This is a genomic window from Pseudoalteromonas shioyasakiensis, from assembly GCF_019134595.1.
Classification (GTDB): domain Bacteria; phylum Pseudomonadota; class Gammaproteobacteria; order Enterobacterales; family Alteromonadaceae; genus Pseudoalteromonas; species Pseudoalteromonas shioyasakiensis_A.
Map to the genome: position 1 here is coordinate 1,362,010 of NZ_CP077770.1, position 15,033 is coordinate 1,377,042.

13 protein-coding genes and 1 other RNA gene are annotated in these 15,033 nt (G+C 40.3%); 4 read left to right on the forward strand and 10 right to left on the reverse strand.

Annotation, left to right across the window (positions count from 1 at the left end; translation table 11 throughout):
- Positions 1 to 357: 357 nt before the first annotated feature.
- On the forward strand, positions 358 to 1,263 hold the full coding sequence (locus KQP93_RS06355) for a DMT family transporter (protein ID WP_217876382.1): 906 nt from the start codon (positions 358 to 360) through the stop codon (positions 1,261 to 1,263).
- A 21-nt stretch (positions 1,264 to 1,284) separates the two neighbouring features.
- Here the strand turns inward: KQP93_RS06355 and KQP93_RS06360 are convergent, their stop codons facing one another.
- Positions 1,285 to 2,163: a flagellar protein MotY gene (locus tag KQP93_RS06360; protein WP_217876750.1), complete on the reverse strand. Its 879-nt coding sequence runs from the start codon at positions 2,161 to 2,163 to the stop codon at positions 1,285 to 1,287.
- Positions 2,164 to 2,379: 216 nt separating this feature from the next.
- On the opposite strand from KQP93_RS06360, the gene rnt reads away from it, so the two are divergent.
- Positions 2,380 to 3,060 (forward strand): ribonuclease T, encoded by a 681-nt coding sequence (rnt, locus tag KQP93_RS06365; RefSeq protein ID WP_217876383.1) that lies wholly within the window; start codon positions 2,380 to 2,382, stop codon positions 3,058 to 3,060.
- Here rnt and KQP93_RS06370 read toward each other — a convergent pair.
- Complete coding sequence (locus KQP93_RS06370) at positions 3,044 to 4,669, reverse strand: FapA family protein (protein ID WP_217876384.1); 1,626 nt, start codon at positions 4,667 to 4,669, stop codon at positions 3,044 to 3,046. The two genes, rnt and KQP93_RS06370, sit on opposite strands and share 17 nt — an antisense overlap.
- A 319-nt stretch (positions 4,670 to 4,988) precedes the next feature.
- Positions 4,989 to 7,334: a DUF1566 domain-containing protein gene (locus tag KQP93_RS06375; protein WP_217876385.1), complete on the reverse strand. Its 2,346-nt coding sequence runs from the start codon at positions 7,332 to 7,334 to the stop codon at positions 4,989 to 4,991.
- 334 nt (positions 7,335 to 7,668) lie between these two features.
- On the opposite strand from KQP93_RS06375, the gene ssrA reads away from it, so the two are divergent.
- Positions 7,669 to 8,027, forward strand: a transfer-messenger RNA (tmRNA) gene (gene ssrA, locus KQP93_RS06380).
- Positions 8,028 to 8,099: 72 nt separating this feature from the next.
- On the opposite strand, the gene KQP93_RS06385 is transcribed toward ssrA, so the two are convergent.
- From KQP93_RS06385 to KQP93_RS06405, 5 genes are all read right to left on the reverse strand, one after another.
- A complete protein-coding gene (locus KQP93_RS06385; RefSeq protein WP_175082107.1) occupies positions 8,100 to 8,564 on the reverse strand; it encodes a hypothetical protein in 465 nt (154 codons plus the stop codon).
- Positions 8,565 to 8,601: 37 nt separating this feature from the next.
- A complete protein-coding gene (locus KQP93_RS06390) occupies positions 8,602 to 9,171 on the reverse strand; it encodes a hypothetical protein (protein WP_217876386.1) in 570 nt (189 codons plus the stop codon).
- Positions 9,172 to 9,182: 11 nt separating this feature from the next.
- Positions 9,183 to 10,460 (reverse strand): phospholipase effector Tle1 domain-containing protein, encoded by a 1,278-nt coding sequence (locus KQP93_RS06395; RefSeq protein WP_217876387.1) that lies wholly within the window; start codon positions 10,458 to 10,460, stop codon positions 9,183 to 9,185.
- The gene (locus tag KQP93_RS06400; protein ID WP_217876388.1) at positions 10,457 to 10,741 is read right to left on the reverse strand and encodes a hypothetical protein; all 285 of its coding nucleotides are present in this window, start codon (positions 10,739 to 10,741) and stop codon (positions 10,457 to 10,459) included. Before KQP93_RS06400 ends, KQP93_RS06395 begins: the two co-directional genes overlap by 4 nt.
- A gap of 256 nt (positions 10,742 to 10,997) precedes the next feature.
- Positions 10,998 to 11,714, reverse strand: a complete 717-nt coding sequence (locus tag KQP93_RS06405; protein ID WP_217876389.1) for an enoyl-CoA hydratase/isomerase family protein — start codon at positions 11,712 to 11,714, stop codon at positions 10,998 to 11,000.
- 205 nt (positions 11,715 to 11,919) lie between these two features.
- Here KQP93_RS06405 and KQP93_RS06410 point away from each other — a divergent pair, with 205 nt between their 5' ends.
- On the forward strand, positions 11,920 to 12,693 hold the full coding sequence (locus KQP93_RS06410; RefSeq protein ID WP_055020932.1) for a sulfite exporter TauE/SafE family protein: 774 nt from the start codon (positions 11,920 to 11,922) through the stop codon (positions 12,691 to 12,693).
- Here KQP93_RS06410 and KQP93_RS06415 read toward each other — a convergent pair.
- Complete coding sequence (locus KQP93_RS06415; RefSeq protein ID WP_217876390.1) at positions 12,683 to 14,161, reverse strand: methyl-accepting chemotaxis protein; 1,479 nt, start codon at positions 14,159 to 14,161, stop codon at positions 12,683 to 12,685. The two genes, KQP93_RS06410 and KQP93_RS06415, sit on opposite strands and share 11 nt — an antisense overlap.
- Before the next feature lie 7 nt (positions 14,162 to 14,168).
- The gene (locus KQP93_RS06420; RefSeq protein ID WP_217876391.1) at positions 14,169 to 15,005 is read right to left on the reverse strand and encodes a substrate-binding periplasmic protein; all 837 of its coding nucleotides are present in this window, start codon (positions 15,003 to 15,005) and stop codon (positions 14,169 to 14,171) included.
- Between the last annotated feature and the right edge of the window lie 28 nt (positions 15,006 to 15,033).

Sequence of the window (15,033 nt, forward strand, 5' to 3'; positions counted from 1 at the left end):
ACAAAACTTAAATAGTTTTGTTATAAATCAAAGAAATTAAATGTAACCTATGATTTACATGTGCAAACAGGCTGTTGAAATCAGCAAAAAACTTTTTGCCAAATAGCATGAGTATACGTGTTGACAAAATCACCATTTAGGCGGATTCTTAAGCTTCTTCAACTTATTTAATTAAATACCATGATGCAGCTAAACCAACGACCAACAAACAATTGTATGCGCCTGACTTCGTCAGTCGTGTGGTCTGTTATGTGCTGCGGTTAATTAAGTAAGTTTTACTAACCGCGTTCTAAGCGGTTGGTTATTTCCCTTTTAAATTCTCTTCCGCTTTTTTCGCCTTTTTAAAGGAATAAGCTTGTGCCTGTTAAAGCCTCATATTTTTTAATGGTGGTGATTTGGTCAACAACACCACTGGGTATTGTCTGGAGTAGTGAAACGGTAGCACCAACCCTGGCTGTGTTTTTACGCATGCTGGTGGGGCTGGTGTTGGCTTCGTTTGTCGTTGCTGTTGCCAATATCCGAGTGCCTTGGCATCGCCGAGCTTTATTCCTCTATGGTTATTCGAGCATAGGTATTTTTGGCGGCATGTTATTAAGCTATATGGCCGCTAAAACCGTACCTTCTGGCTTAATATCATTGATGTTTGGACTTGCGCCTATTTTATCGGGCTTACTTGCGCAAAAGATCTTGAACGAACCTAAGTTTAGCGCCATTAAGCTTGGCGCACTTGGCTGTGCTTTAATTGGTTTATTTTTAGTAAGCCAACGGCATATTCAAGGGGGAGTAGAGCAGCTTAGTGGTCTGTTGTATGTATTTATGGCTGTGTGCTTTTTTAGTTTGAGCGGTGTGATGATCAAACGGGTAAGAATTGCTATTCATCCAATGGCCACCACATTTGGCGCGTTGGTTTTTGTAACCCCACTGTTTTTTATTACTTGGTTGCTGGTAGATGGCCAACTTAATAGCCAGATGTGGAGTGCAAAATCACTGTACTCAATTGTTTACTTAGGCGTGTTTGGTTCATTAATTGGTGCGCTAGCGTATTTTCATGTATTGCAAAAGTTGAACGCGAGCACGGTCGCATTAACAACCCTGATCACACCCAGTTTTGCAATTGCTTTAGGTGGTTTGCTTAATGATGAGCCCATTGACCAAGCACTGATTGTTGGCGCGATCATTATTATGATAAGCCTCGCATTTTTTCAGTTTGGCGATAAGTGGCTAAAGCGCTTTAAAGGCGTGAAGTCGGTAGAAATGAGTTAAGGCTAGTAGCCGCTTCGGCGGCTACATTTTTGCAATTTGAATGACTAAACGACGGTTTTTGTTTCGGTCTAAAATGTTGTCATTGCTGGCAACGTGGCGCTTTTCACCGTAACCATCGGTATCTACTTTGCTTTCATCAATCCCTAAGCTAACAATGTAATCCTTAATTGCTTTAGCGCGTTTTTTTGATAATTCGAGGTTGTTCCAGCGACCACCGTAGCTGTCGGTGTAAGATGATATTGAAATAGACTCGATGTTGGTGTCGTACTTTAAGTACTCGCCAATTTTATCTAAGCGTTTTTGTGATGATTTAGTAAGTTTGCTGGTATTAGGCTCATAGTTCATCACTGTGAACGAAATATCTTCAAAGCTGTATGGCAGCATTGCATCTCGGCACTGTAAAAACGCCCAATATGCTTGCTTAAAGTTTACACTCGATAAACCAACGGCAATTTTATCGGCACTATTTTGCCAGTCTTGGTAATAAAATGTCGGTTGGTAACCTTTTTCAAGTTCGGTCAGCATTTCCCAAGCGGTTTTGTTGCCAAGCTCGCCGTCAAACTTACGTAATAGCTTCATATTCGCTAAGTCGCGAGCAGGCATACCAGCACGCCAACTAGGTGGTACGGCTTTTAGGCCTGCAATACTGTAATTGTCTGGGCGTACGACCATATCAAGGTTAAAGTTTACGTTTTTATTTTTACTAGCAGTGGTGCTGAAAATTGCTTCACCATAGTAAGGAACTTCATGATTTAATTGGCATTCTAAGCGAGATGTTTTAACCATTTGCCAGTTCGACATATCAGCATTAGCGGTATACTCACGCATGGCTGCATGCGCATTTATGCTTGCAACTGAGGTTAATAGACCTAGGCTCAAAGGAAGTAATGAAAGCTTCATCACGGTAATTCTCCAACAAATCATCAATGCCAAATAATTGGCAATTTTTGTGTTTAATTGCATCAGCGCAATAAACACAGGGCCAGCTGATTAATTTAAAGCAAGTAATGTGCCTAAAAATTCAGTAAGAATCTACGATTTCACACTATTTACTCTAGCAGAGTAGCCTTGGTTTTTGACATAATAGCCAGCTTACACTGGCAAACCAAGAAGACTATGGAAAATACTGAACAAACTCTTTTCGCAAAACGCTTTCGTGGCTTTTTTCCCGTTGTGATTGATGTTGAAACTGCAGGTTTTAACAAAGACACCGATGCGTTATTAGAAATTGCTGCATCTGTACTGAAAATGGATGACGACGGTGTGTTAAGTATTGATCATACTGTGCATTTTCATGTTGAGCCATTTGAAGGCGCTAATATTGAACAAGCGGCCATTGAGTTTAATGGTATTGATCCTTTTTCTGCGCTGCGTGGTGCAGTGCCTGAAGAAGAAGCGATTAAAGAAATCTGTAAAGTTGTGCGTAAGGCACAAAAAGCAGCGGGTTGTCAGCGTTCAGTGGTAGTAGCACACAATGCAGCGTTTGATCACGGCTTTTTAAATGCCGCAATTGAGCGTTGTAAAATTAAGCGCACGCCATTTCATCCATTTGTTAGCTTTGATACCACATCATTGGCGGGTCTTGCACTAGGTCAAACAGTATTAGCTAAAGCGTGTAGGGCGGCAGGTATTGAGTTTGATAATAAACAAGCTCACTCAGCACTGTATGATACCGAGCGCACAGCAGAACTGTTTTGTTTAATCGTTAATCGCTGGCAGCAACTCGGTGGTTGGCCATTGCCTGAAACTGAAGCGATAGAAGAAGAGCCAGACTCAGCCGCTAAAACGACTGAGTGATTTTGCCCTCAAAAAAACGCACCATGTTAGGAGGGTAAATACGTGAAAACTGTTTACTCTCTTGCGCTATCTTCAGCTCCACACCAGGATGCATTAATTCATTCACTTTTAAGCGGCTTGTTGCTAATAAGCGCGCAATCTTAATTTTCACTAAGTGTTTCTTTTTCTTGGTATTGGCCGTTTTAATTTTAATCTGCTGCTCGCTGGCGGTGATCTTATTAATGTAATGCGCACGCTGGGCTGGATCGGGTATTTTACTGGCCTTTTTTCGTGCTTGCTGTAGAGCTGCGGCTTTTGTAGCTAATAACTTTTCAAAGTCATTAATTTGCTGCTGCTTTTGGCGTAAATCATGCCAGTACTGAGCTATAAAAACGCGTGTTTTAGTGCCTGACGGCGCACCAAGCTCACCGGTTTCAATTCGCATCGCATCTAAAATATTGCCACCAATAATTTTGCCTCGCGGGTTATTGGCTTTGCCGACTCGAATAAGGCGGCGAGCACTTAAATCACAATGTAAAGCTTGGCGTTCAATGAATAAATCTTGCTCTGTTTTTATATGGCAGTACTGAGCATAACCAACAGAGATAGTACGCGAAGCCGTGATGTTGCAGGTAAAGTTCTCGACGTTTTCACGCTTTCTGCCAACAGCCCCGAGCATCACGGTGACTTCACTTTTACTTTCAATTGTGGCTGATTCAACAAAGCCTAATACAGTGATATCACCCGTGGCTTTGACGCGCATACCATCTTTTACATCACCGCTGATAATGACACTGCCATCAAATTCGACATGGCCCGTACTTACATCAACATGATGAAAGCACAATACGTCGTCCACGCGCATACCGCGGGGTAGGGCAACGGGCACGCCCTTAGCATCGGCAATCAACATATCGCTATTATTAGGATCAATACGCGTTCCTTCAAATGGCTCAAGGGGTAAATCTTTACCAGGTTTTGCAGGCATCACATCACCAAACACAGTAAAGCCATCTTCACCGGGTGTTGCAGGAACTCGCTGCATTAATGGCGTGCCGGGTTTAACGGTAATAATGGCACCTAAATTACGCATGTCGACTTTACCGCCGGAGGTCGCTTGCGGGCTAAGAACGCGGTCTTGTGCGGTGGAGCATAAGCGCACGAATTTAGCATCAGTGCCTTCTTTGGGCATTCTGCCATGGGCAACAATTGCGCTGTAATGTGCACCGGGTGGTTGTTTAAATTGCTGGCCTAAAAAGGTATCAAGCGCCCGCATACTAATGCCCTTAATAACACCTGCCTCTGTAAGCACCTCTTGTGCTATATCCATGCTCACAATTTTACCGCCACGGGCAGTTGTTAGGTTTGCTTCAACTACCATGTTTTTAGCGTCAACTTTAACTTCAAGGTGAGCATCAACGGCTTTAGCAACCACTAAAGATTGGTTTTGATATTGGCTGCTAGGGATGAACAACTTACCTATATTGGCATCAATATATTCGTAGCTGGCATAAGGAGACTGCTCAAGTAATTCAATTAATTGAGAACTCGTAGTAGGAAAACCCGCATCCCGAGGATGCTCACACAAAGAGACATAGCCGCTTTGTTCATCGAATGAAAACATCGACATCTGAAAAGCCCTGTAAAAAACTGCCTGTTATTATAGTTATGTGTTGCTACAGGTTATTTTTGAAGAAGGGTAACAACGTCTCCTATTTCAGCACAACTTTTGTACTATGTTAAGATAATGTATGCATTAAATGTAAAAATATGTATAAAAACTGATTTTTCTTGCTTGAAAATTCAGCATTCAAAGGCACTTAGCAAAAATTTCCCGATTAATACCTTGAGTATGAATAGGCTAGATAGGTGAATTAATTTACTTAAATTGATCATTTACGGGGCGTTGAAAATATAAGGGGCCATTCTGACCCCTTTATTTGGTATGGCTAGTTATGAAGGTTTCTGACTAATAACACATAGTTTTTTGTAGATGATCTGAAGTCTGATTTGATATCACCATCAGAGTTTATAGACAGAGACTTTATTGCCGTAGAGGTAAGATCAGGAGTCGAAGTCCAAAAACTTAAGTTATTGCTACTGTCATATGGAATAGCAGGGAATGCAGTTGTATTGACTGATGGTCTCGTTTTAGAGTGATCAAATATTGTTTTTAATTCATTTACATTCGGAAGTCGCCAATTGCTATGGCCAGCATATGTGTAATCAACTCCAGAATTTAATGAATCATGCCAGTAAATAGCAGTCATCTCGCCTTCACATGACAATGACTCCAAATCCCAATTTTGACCAACGGCGCAACGAGTCCACATAAGACCTGTATCTAAATCGGTGACACTTCCATCTTGGCTAATGATATACCTAGAATCTGTGTGTGTAGAACTAGTGTAAGAGTTTTTATTTACTTTTGAGCCTGATACGAGTCTTACACGGCCTGAAGTCGTACGCACTAACTTAGCATCATTTGCTTTATATGAAGAACCAAAGTCAACTAACCATGCCTCAGTGTTGTCACTAGCAGATGGGGTAGCACTCCAATAATGCCAATTAACGGTATTTGGAAAGTATGTTGTATCGATATATGTATTTCTTTTACCTTTATGCACAAGTTGGTTTAGCTCTTCATTAGATGGTATGCTCCAATTTGTTTTCCCACATAAAGAATTGTTATTCGCGAAATCGACAAGAGCGTCCCAGTCTCCATAATATGTTCCTTCCTTGCTATCGTCGTTAAATCCTTTAGCCCCTTTACCGCCCCATCTATATGTATCCATATTATGCTGAGTGCCGCCATCTGTAGTTTTAACTTCCCACACTAATCCTGTATGGTTATCTCTAACACAAGTCCAGCTACTTTGATTCGCGCTAAGCTCATTACCATCTGAGTCTAATTTAGTATAATCAAATCCAGCATCACCAGCCCCAATTTTTAATAACTCAGTATCTGCATCGCGGCCTTGTTCACAGTCATGTACTTTATTTTCTGTTACCACACACTCTGAATCATTAGCCGTTTGCGTCGCGCTAACTTTTACACCTGTGTCATTTACGAAATGATTAATTTTAACAACATCAATATCAACTGAGTCCGAACTCGTAAGACCCATGTCATCAGTTACAGTTAGTTCAAATGTAATTTTTTCATCGTCATTAAAGTTAGCTGTAAAGGTTGGAGCTATATTGCTGGCACTTGATAGCACAACAGTTGAACCTACGGATTGCGTCCAATTGTATTCAACAATTTGTCCATCATCCATACTTGCTGTCGCATCGAGTGATACTTCAACTCCTGTTTCAACGATTTGATATTCAGCAGCAACAGCAATTGGGTGTTTATTAATGTATACATTTACAGTATCAGAGTGAGATGCACCTTCGTCATCAGAAACAGTAAGCTCAAACTCAAGTGTTTCACCTTCTAGTTCACTGCTTGGTGTAAAAGATAAGAGCTCTGAATTTGAATTCTCTAGAGTTAAATCAGATTCAGTTAAGAGATTCCAAGAGTAGCTTACTATACTTCCATCTTCGTCGAAGCTATCTGAACCAGATAGTGTTGTTTGAACATTGGGATTGACAGTGACGTCATCTCCAGCAGCAGATGTTGGAGAAATATTAACTGGTAAAACATCTAAAGAGACGGTTTCTGTTGTTATTGCTCCTTCGTTGTCAGTTGCGCTGACTGCAAAGGTCAAGGTTTCTTTCTCTGTTACTGTTGGAGTGATGATTGTTATTTCTGAAGCCGTATTGTCATCTATCTCTACATTCAAACCTGATAATTGCTCCCAAAACATTGAGGTAACTTCCCCATCAACATCATTGGCATTAGCTGACAATTTAACTTCTGTTTGCTCATTCACAGCTGCAATAGAATTAAGTGAAATAGAAGGAGATTCGTTTACAGGTTCAATCGTTAAGGTTACAGATGATTTTGCAGTAGCCCCATCATTGTCTGTAACAGTCACTTCAAAACTCATAGTTGTGCTAGATGTAACGGTAGGTGCTGTGAATGATAGGGTCTCACTACTTTTGGCACTTAAAGCTAAATCATCTCCAGCTGTTTGTGACCAAGCATAGCTAGTAATTGAACCATCAGAGTCTGTAGCATCCGCTGTTATTGATACGATAGATTGTTCTAAGTAGCTTCCTTCACTTTGAAGTGTGACTGTCGGTGCTTTATTAACAATGGGTTTTTTATTTTCAGGCTCTGAGCTTCCCCCTCCGCCACATGCTGTTAATGTTGCAGACACAAAAGTTGCAATAGCTAGCTTTTTCATTGTTTAGGTATCTCCATTTTTATTTTTTAATTGTTTTTTAAGTTCTTCCTTATTTGGAAATTGGATTATATACAAGTTAAATTTCAAATAAACTGTTGTATTTCAAATATTTACAATTGTTTTTAGGTACAGGTTCGTTATTTGTTTTTTTATGTGATGAAATTTCATAAGTAGACTAGATCGTTTTTAGTGAGAATCTTCTAAACCCACTAAAGAAATTCGAATCAAAGATAAAAAGGTTGTCAAACCAATACAATACCGCTACAATCCGCAACATCACTAGCTTTGCTGGCGATAGAAAAGTATTCTAAGATTTATGTCTTATGGCAAAATCGGGGCTGATTAGGATTCGACGGAATTCAAGACGCCCGAGGTGCATGTCGAGGTGCGGTTGGCCTCGTAAAAAAGCCGCAATTTAAAGTAATCGCAAACGACGATAACTACGCTCTAGCGGCATAATAGCCCGCTAGCACTTCTCCGGTGTATGTCTGTGGACCCGGTTCTGAAGTGTCACCCTACACGGACTCGCTACGGAAACCCTGGCCGGGGTTGAAGGGCTAAAACTAAGCGGCCTCGCCTTTGCAGATCGTGTTCGTCCGAGCTGTATAAGGTTAACTAAAAGACGATACTAAGCATGTAGTACCAAAGGTCGAGGCTTTTCGGACGGGGGTTCAAATCCCCCCAGCTCCACCAAATATGAAAAAGGCTGCTCTCAGAGCGGCCTTTTTTATTGCGCAATTTTCAATGCATCAATTTTACTTTGCCTTATGCAATTATTAAATCTTTATTAGAAGCCGCTTTTGCTCTGTCAAAATTCCAATTTTTTCTAGCAGCATTTATTACGACTCTAATTACAAACTTTATTGCTACATATTCAGCAGCTTCGGGAATGTAAGGAATATTTATTTTTTCGTTTGCTAAAATAGATAACCTATTAATCAGTCGTGTGGCTTCTTCATCTTCAATGCCATTTTCTGAGCTTCTGACTAAATCGTAAATTTCATTTGGCAGGTTGTCATATAAAAATGTATCAACCCTTAAAATGACTTTAATCAGTATTTTTTCTTCCCTTGTTTCGCTAATTAATGGAATATTTACTTTATCATTCAATTTGCTTGCTAAGTCTTTGACTTCAGCTTCTGTAAGTTTGTTTCGTGCTTTTGGTGGAGCGTAATATTCTTCTAAGAGATTCACAAATTGCGCTTCGGTTAAATCTTCTATAGTTGGCATAATGTGTTCCTTCTATTCATTCATGTTCCCAGTAATGCTAAAAGTCAAAGCAATTTAGCATTGCTTGTAAGTCAGTATTGCGATGGTAAGTCATTAGATACAGTTGTTTGAAAAGTACATCTTTGTGACTAGAAATGTATTCTTCAAAATTTTCGTCAACACTATTACCGCGAAGTCTTTCCAGTAACTTGGTGATTTTTATTACATCTTCATGCCTATTCTTGAAAAGTGTGCAATCGAGGGGGATCAGCCCTTTGCCAGTATCTCTGTAATTATCAACCCCAAAAACTAAACTGATAGCAATCGAAATATCATCTTTTATTCTAGGGTCGTATCTTCTAATTTCGTAACCTTGTGAAGTTTGGAGGACTAAACCATCCGCCACTAATTCAGAGATTGCCGCCAAGTATCCATCAGTTATGACTTGCTCAAGCTTCATTGGGGTCGCAGTGTTGCTCAACTGTTTTAATATTACTAATTTAGTTTCTTCAAGTGATTGCCTTGAAAGCTCGCTATTTAGCGTCCATAAGACAGCCACTATGGCGATTAAACTAACCCAGTTAGGCAAATTTTCTGGCTGTAATATTTTTCTAATGTAGCTTTGCATAGTCAAAACTCTCACTGGATTCTTTTAACGTTAATAGTTATAAAACCAACGTTATTGGCCATTCTTGACTTAATGTCGTTAGCAAAAAAAGTAAGCTCACCATCTTTACTGGCTTTAAACTCGCCATTGCAGCCTATTGCTTTTGCTTGATTATCATCTCGTCCAACAGAACAGCATAAAGTAAACCAGTCAGCTGATTTAACTCGCTTTAACCTGCGAGAAAGCTTGATTGTTAGTTCCACTAAACCAAGCTGGACAGTGTCGGTATTCCAACCATCTGCATTGCATTTAATACTGCCATCGCTCCATACATCGTCTGCTTGAGTGGTAATTAAATAGACTTCACCTGTTTCTACTAAAATACCTGAGTGGTTAAATAGTTTTGCAGAATCAACTTCTATCTCAATTGATTCACCAACCTCCAATGCAAACCATACAGGTCTTGGGTTATTGCAGTAAGCTTTAACTCCGAAGCCGTTTATTGGCCCATTTTTAAAGGCAAAAAATACATTGTGCGAGACATTTGCTAAAGACTTAGGGCGGTAATCCTTGTCGAATGCAATTCGTTCGGTAATTGAGTTATGAATAACTGGTTTATGCTTACTCGATAGCTTATCTTTATCTATTACACAACAGACGCGATCCTCAAGAGTGAGCCAGTCAACAATTGGCCAGCGATCTTGTTGATGATTTTTACCGAGAGCAGTAGCTTCTCTTTGGAGATCATCAAGTCCAATCATGTTTTTTAACCTTAATGGTAACGCCTTTTGAAGCGCTTTCTCTGAAGGCATTTTTAATTCAGGATCTAGCAAGTCAAACATTTTAACTTGGTATGCAATCCAATTGATAAGATAAGAAAGCGTTAAATCTGATAGGCCATCACGATAATAACCTCCACCGACATCACTATGTGCACCTGCAAACCATAACTCAGTGATTCTGCTTTCTTCATAGTTCATTAGTGTTGGTTGAAATGCTTTACGTTTATCATCTAAGCTGATGAGGTGAGTAGCTTGTTTAATTATTTTTGAAATCGTATGCCCATCTTCGAAAACAACATCATAGTCAGGGCGTTCTGCTTTACTTAAGTTAGGCAAACCAATACTAGCCACGGTATCAAATGCTGCTAAATAAATAAAAGGTGTTGTTTGTTTATTTAATAAGGGTGATTCTTCAATAATTTTTGAGCAAAAACGGCGGGCTAAGGCTGCTCCTCTTGAAAAACCAGTAACAATAACTTGATCGCCTTTTTGATAAACTCGATTAAAGTCCTTAATCGCTTTTATCAAAATTGTTCCGACGTCTTTTTTTCAGGAGATATCCCCTGATTAATTAATCGAGACCACCAGTTGCCATATGTTCCAACACCTTGGTAATAAAAGCAGTTATCGACATTACTGTGTGTTGATAGGCCTTTATTCTCATCATCATGAAGATTACCACCTGCCATAAAATGAAACTTCAAAATGTTGGTAATATTATCGTCTTCTTTTTTGCCTTTTTTGACGATTTGTAGGGCGTCTTCTGGCTCGTTACCTGTGCCATCAAAGTTAAAAATATGAAGTGCCATAACTCCTCCTTGAGTAAATGAAACTAGCTAACAGCTTCGATACTTCATGAATAGCTATGGGTTGTATATTCAATTGGAAGTTTAGAATTAACGACCCTTAATGTAACTCAGAAATTTCTTATTATGTTTTTTAGGTATCTAATTCGCTGAAAAATGGACTTTTATTTTTGTTTCATTATAAGGTTGATAAGAGGTGAGGGCATTGGTTAAACCCCTCCAAACTTTGAAGGGGAGGTGGATTTCTAATTTCTCTAGTTCAAACAACCAACTGAACGGCATCAATAATCGGTTTGTTTTCTATATCAATGGTGTCGATGATGTGTTTGTGTAGGCGCTTTTTGTGCTCTGCGAAAATCGCGCGTTTTTTATCGAACTGGCTGGCAAATTCGAGGGCGGTATTAAATAAAGCTTCGCTGTTTGGGCAAGATTGTTCAATTACATGATCTGTGGCAAGTTCGCCTGCTGTAACGCGACGGCCTGTTAGCATCATCTCGTTAAAACGATAGTCTGGAATGGCTTTTTTAATGAAAGCGAGCATGCCCGGTAAAAATGGGATTGATAAATCAACTTCTGGGAAGCAGAAGAAACCACGGTCGCTTTGCATAAACCTAAAATCGCAAGCGCACGATAAAATTGCGCCATTACCAAAAGCGTGGCCATTAATTGCTGCAATGACTGGCATTGGGAAGAGTAATAGGCGTTTAAATACCGCATCCATCGAGTGCATAAAGCCACTTACTTCTGCAAATTTTTGTGCTTTTAATGCGGGCATAAGCCAATCGGTATCTATGCCCAAGCTCCATGATTTTTCGCTGCTTGAAGTGATCACCAGTGCTTTGTGTTCAGGGTTACGTTCGATTTCGTCAAGGCAATTTAAAAAAGCCTCTGCAAAAGCAGGGTTATGGCGATTTTCAGCTGTTGTCATAGTTAAGATAGCAACAGATCCTTGTGTACTTACATTCATCAGTGTCATGCTGTGCCTTCAAATTTATTGTGTTGTGGGCATAGTTATAACCCATAGGTTTAACAAAATAAACCACAAGTCTGACCAGTTGTGAATTTAGGCTCACTTCTCTTTTGGTTGATATGGTCTTTTAGTCGAAAGGGTTTTTCAAATAGTCGCTAATAGTGGTGAGTCATGATAGCGTTAGCTCAAACACACTATTTAAAGCGTAACAATGGATTTGATCAGTTGGCAGTTTTTGGGTGGAGATTTATTAAGTCCGATCAGCACAATCATGCTCATTGTGGTTGCGGGCTTTACTTCAATGATTTCAGCAGCTTTTGGTGCGGGCGGCGGCTTAATGCTGCTAGTGATCATGGCATCCATGCTTCCTATGAGTGTGGTTATCCCTGTCCATGGGTTAGTGCAGTTAGGCTCTAATGCAAACCGCTTTTTATTTACGTTTAAACATATTGATGGCGCTATGTTTGTGTACTTCTCTTTAGGGGGAGTCATAGGAGCGCTGGTTGCCTCAACGATTGTCACATCAATTCCCCTTGAATTAATGAAAATAGTGGTCGCTGCCTTTGTACTTTATTTACTTTGGGGTGTGACGCCAAAGCTTAGAGAAACCTCAAAGTTATGGCGCGTTCTCGCTGGGCTTTGGACCACGTTTATCTCGATGTTTGTAGGGGCAAGCGGGCCTTTGGTTGGCAGCTGCTTATATGTAAATAATTATAATAAGCTTAAATTTACCGCCACTTTTTCAAGCTGCATGACAGTGCAACATACCTTAAAAGCGATTTTATATGGGGCTGTGGGCTTTGCATTTTGGCAGTGGTTGCCATTGGTTATGCTCATGATATTGAGCGGCGCCTTAGGCACTTGGCTTGGCCTTAAGTTATTGCATCGCATTTCGTCAGATAAATTTAAAAAGATTTTTCGTCTAGTGTTAACGGTGCTTTCCCTGCAACTTGCGTGGCAGGGGATCATGGCATTTAGTATTTAAACAAACCCAGTTTGGCAACGATGCCGCGTTCTAATTCATTGAGTTGGCCTATGGTGTCATCGAGGTGCTGAGCTTCTTGCGATAGGCTCTTAGCGCCTTGGTTAATAAGCTGCATGGTATTTAAGATATCAGCAGTAACACTGGTTTGCTCTTCAGAACTTGCCGCCACGCTCTCGTTCATTTGATTAATGGTATTGATTTGTTTAGCAATATCTTTAAACACCGCTTGGCTTTTTTGATTCGCTTGGCTCACTTTATCGCTTAGTGACTTACTTTGCTCCGTTGCGGTTACACAATCAGAGGTATTATTGTGTAAAGATACAATAATCGACTCAATCTCAGACGTTGAATCATAGGTTTTACTAGCAAGCGCTCTTACTTCATCGGCTACCACAGCAAAGCCACGACCAGATTCACCAGCACGAGCCGCTTCAATAGCAGCATTTAGAGCCAGTAAATTGGTTTGCTCGGCAATACTTTTTATAACATCGAGCACTTGGCTGATTTCGTTACTGCTGGCATTTAATTGTTTAACTACGTTTGATGTATGGTCGAGTTGTACAGCTAATTCGTCAACCATGTTGCCATTGGCATTCATATTTTGTTCGCCTTGTTGGCATAAGCGATGAACGTCGGTGGTTTGCTGCGCAGTTTGATTAGCTCCTTGAGCAATCTCTTTGGTTGCTTCACTTAACTGACTAAGCGCATTGGTTGCTGAATCTGTACGGTTATATTCAAGCTCGGCTTCGTTTTTAGAGCGCACTGAGGCTTCGTTTACTGTGCTGGCTATCATTTCAAGCTCACTGGCTGTGCTGCCTAGCTCTGTAATTATTTCTTGCACTTGCGCTATAAATCGATTGAAACCATCAACCAAATAGCCAATTTCATCATTAGATTGATAGCTAATACGTTTTGTAAGGTCGCCTTCACCTTTGACAATTTCATCAACAAGGTTATTTACGCTATCGATTGGTTTTATCACTAACAGTCGCACGATATAAATAATCACCGCACCCAAGGCGATAAAAGAGACCAGCAAGGTAATAAACATGGTGCGTGTCGACTCAGCAATGGTGCTATGCAGTGCTTTTTGTGAGTAACCAATTTTTATGTGACCAATTAAATTATCTAAATAGTGCAAATCAATAGTTTTGCTAACCGATGCGCTATTGCTTTGTTTTGTAATAGCGGCCAGTGGCTTATTGCGATGATCTGTCACTGAAATGCTATGTACATGTTTGTTTTGCGAAAAGGCTTTAATAATCTGATTGATTAACGGCTCATCATAAGAGAATACAGGCTCGGCTAAAATAACCTGCATTTGCTCATTAAGAGCTGTGATGTCGTCTTGCCATTGTTGTGTTTGACTCGACTTTGCGAGCAGATAGTTTGCGCTGACCACGAAGATCACGCTCAGTAAAAGGCACAAAGACAGTGCCAAGGTCATTTTATATTTTAATGATTTCATTGTGCGCTCATTGAAATGGGTTAAACCACAAAGGGCTATTTTTATTAGGTGTGTTCGACGATAACGTTGGGTTATCTAGCTCAATTACGCGACGCGAGCTTAAGTTGGCTTTTGATAAAACCGTTTGTACTTGGCTATCTGCCAAAAACATGGCGTTAAATGTGCCATCAGCAATCATCTCGTTTAGGGCATCATTTAGCTTTTTATGTAGCGTGTGGTTGTTTTTGTTGACGAAAAAGTAAAGTGGTGCGGTGTACTTAATGACCAAATGCGGCTCAACAGTGAGGTTAAGCTCTGAGTGATTGGCAATTTCATCCCAAGGTTCATTCACCCCACGTGGGAAGTAATCAAAGCGCTCACCTTCAAGCATTGGAAATAAGTTCGGGTATTTTAATGTGGTAACAACGGGCAGTTGATTTGCTTTTAATATTTTCGTATCTGGCCAGGTTTTACCTTGCCCAGCGGTGTAACGTTTTAAATCTTGTAAGCTAGTTACCGAGCTAAACAGTTCGCGATTTTGTGCTTTCACAATCGCGACTCGCATGCCAAGTAAGCCACGAAACAAAGGGATATAAACGGCTTGATAATCTTGCTCTAACTGAGTTGATGTCATGCTCCACATCACATCAAGCTGGTTGTTTTTTACATCGTTTAAGATGCGTGCATTAGAGATATCTTTATTGGTTTCGTAAGGGTGAACATACTCTAAGCCAGCACGTTCAATGGCGCTGATCAGTAATTTGTGGGGAAGGGAGGTATCGCCACTGTAGCTTTGTACTTTTACCGGTGCGGCAAAACAAGCCGACGTAAAAGTAAAGCAAAAAAGAAAAGCAAGATGACGCATAAAGCACCTTTGTTATTATTATGTAAAC

Bases quoted from the DNA above. Each gene is read 5' to 3' on its own strand.
- KQP93_RS06360 (WP_217876750.1), bottom strand. From the start codon at position 2,163: ATGAAGCTTTCATTACTTCCTTTGAGCCTAGGTCTATTAACCTCAGTT.
- rnt (WP_217876383.1), top strand. From the start codon at position 2,380: ATGGAAAATACTGAACAAACTCTTTTCGCAAAACGCTTTCGTGGCTTT.
- KQP93_RS06370 (WP_217876384.1), bottom strand. From the start codon at position 4,669: ATGTCGATGTTTTCATTCGATGAACAAAGCGGCTATGTCTCTTTGTGT.
- KQP93_RS06375 (WP_217876385.1), bottom strand. From the start codon at position 7,334: ATGAAAAAGCTAGCTATTGCAACTTTTGTGTCTGCAACATTAACAGCA.
- KQP93_RS06385 (WP_175082107.1), bottom strand. From the start codon at position 8,564: ATGCCAACTATAGAAGATTTAACCGAAGCGCAATTTGTGAATCTCTTA.
- KQP93_RS06390 (WP_217876386.1), bottom strand. From the start codon at position 9,171: ATGCAAAGCTACATTAGAAAAATATTACAGCCAGAAAATTTGCCTAAC.
- KQP93_RS06400 (WP_217876388.1), bottom strand. From the start codon at position 10,741: ATGGCACTTCATATTTTTAACTTTGATGGCACAGGTAACGAGCCAGAA.
- KQP93_RS06405 (WP_217876389.1), bottom strand. From the start codon at position 11,714: ATGACACTGATGAATGTAAGTACACAAGGATCTGTTGCTATCTTAACT.
- KQP93_RS06410 (WP_055020932.1), top strand. From the start codon at position 11,920: ATGGATTTGATCAGTTGGCAGTTTTTGGGTGGAGATTTATTAAGTCCG.
- KQP93_RS06415 (WP_217876390.1), bottom strand. From the start codon at position 14,161: ATGAAATCATTAAAATATAAAATGACCTTGGCACTGTCTTTGTGCCTT.
- KQP93_RS06420 (WP_217876391.1), bottom strand. From the start codon at position 15,005: ATGCGTCATCTTGCTTTTCTTTTTTGCTTTACTTTTACGTCGGCTTGT.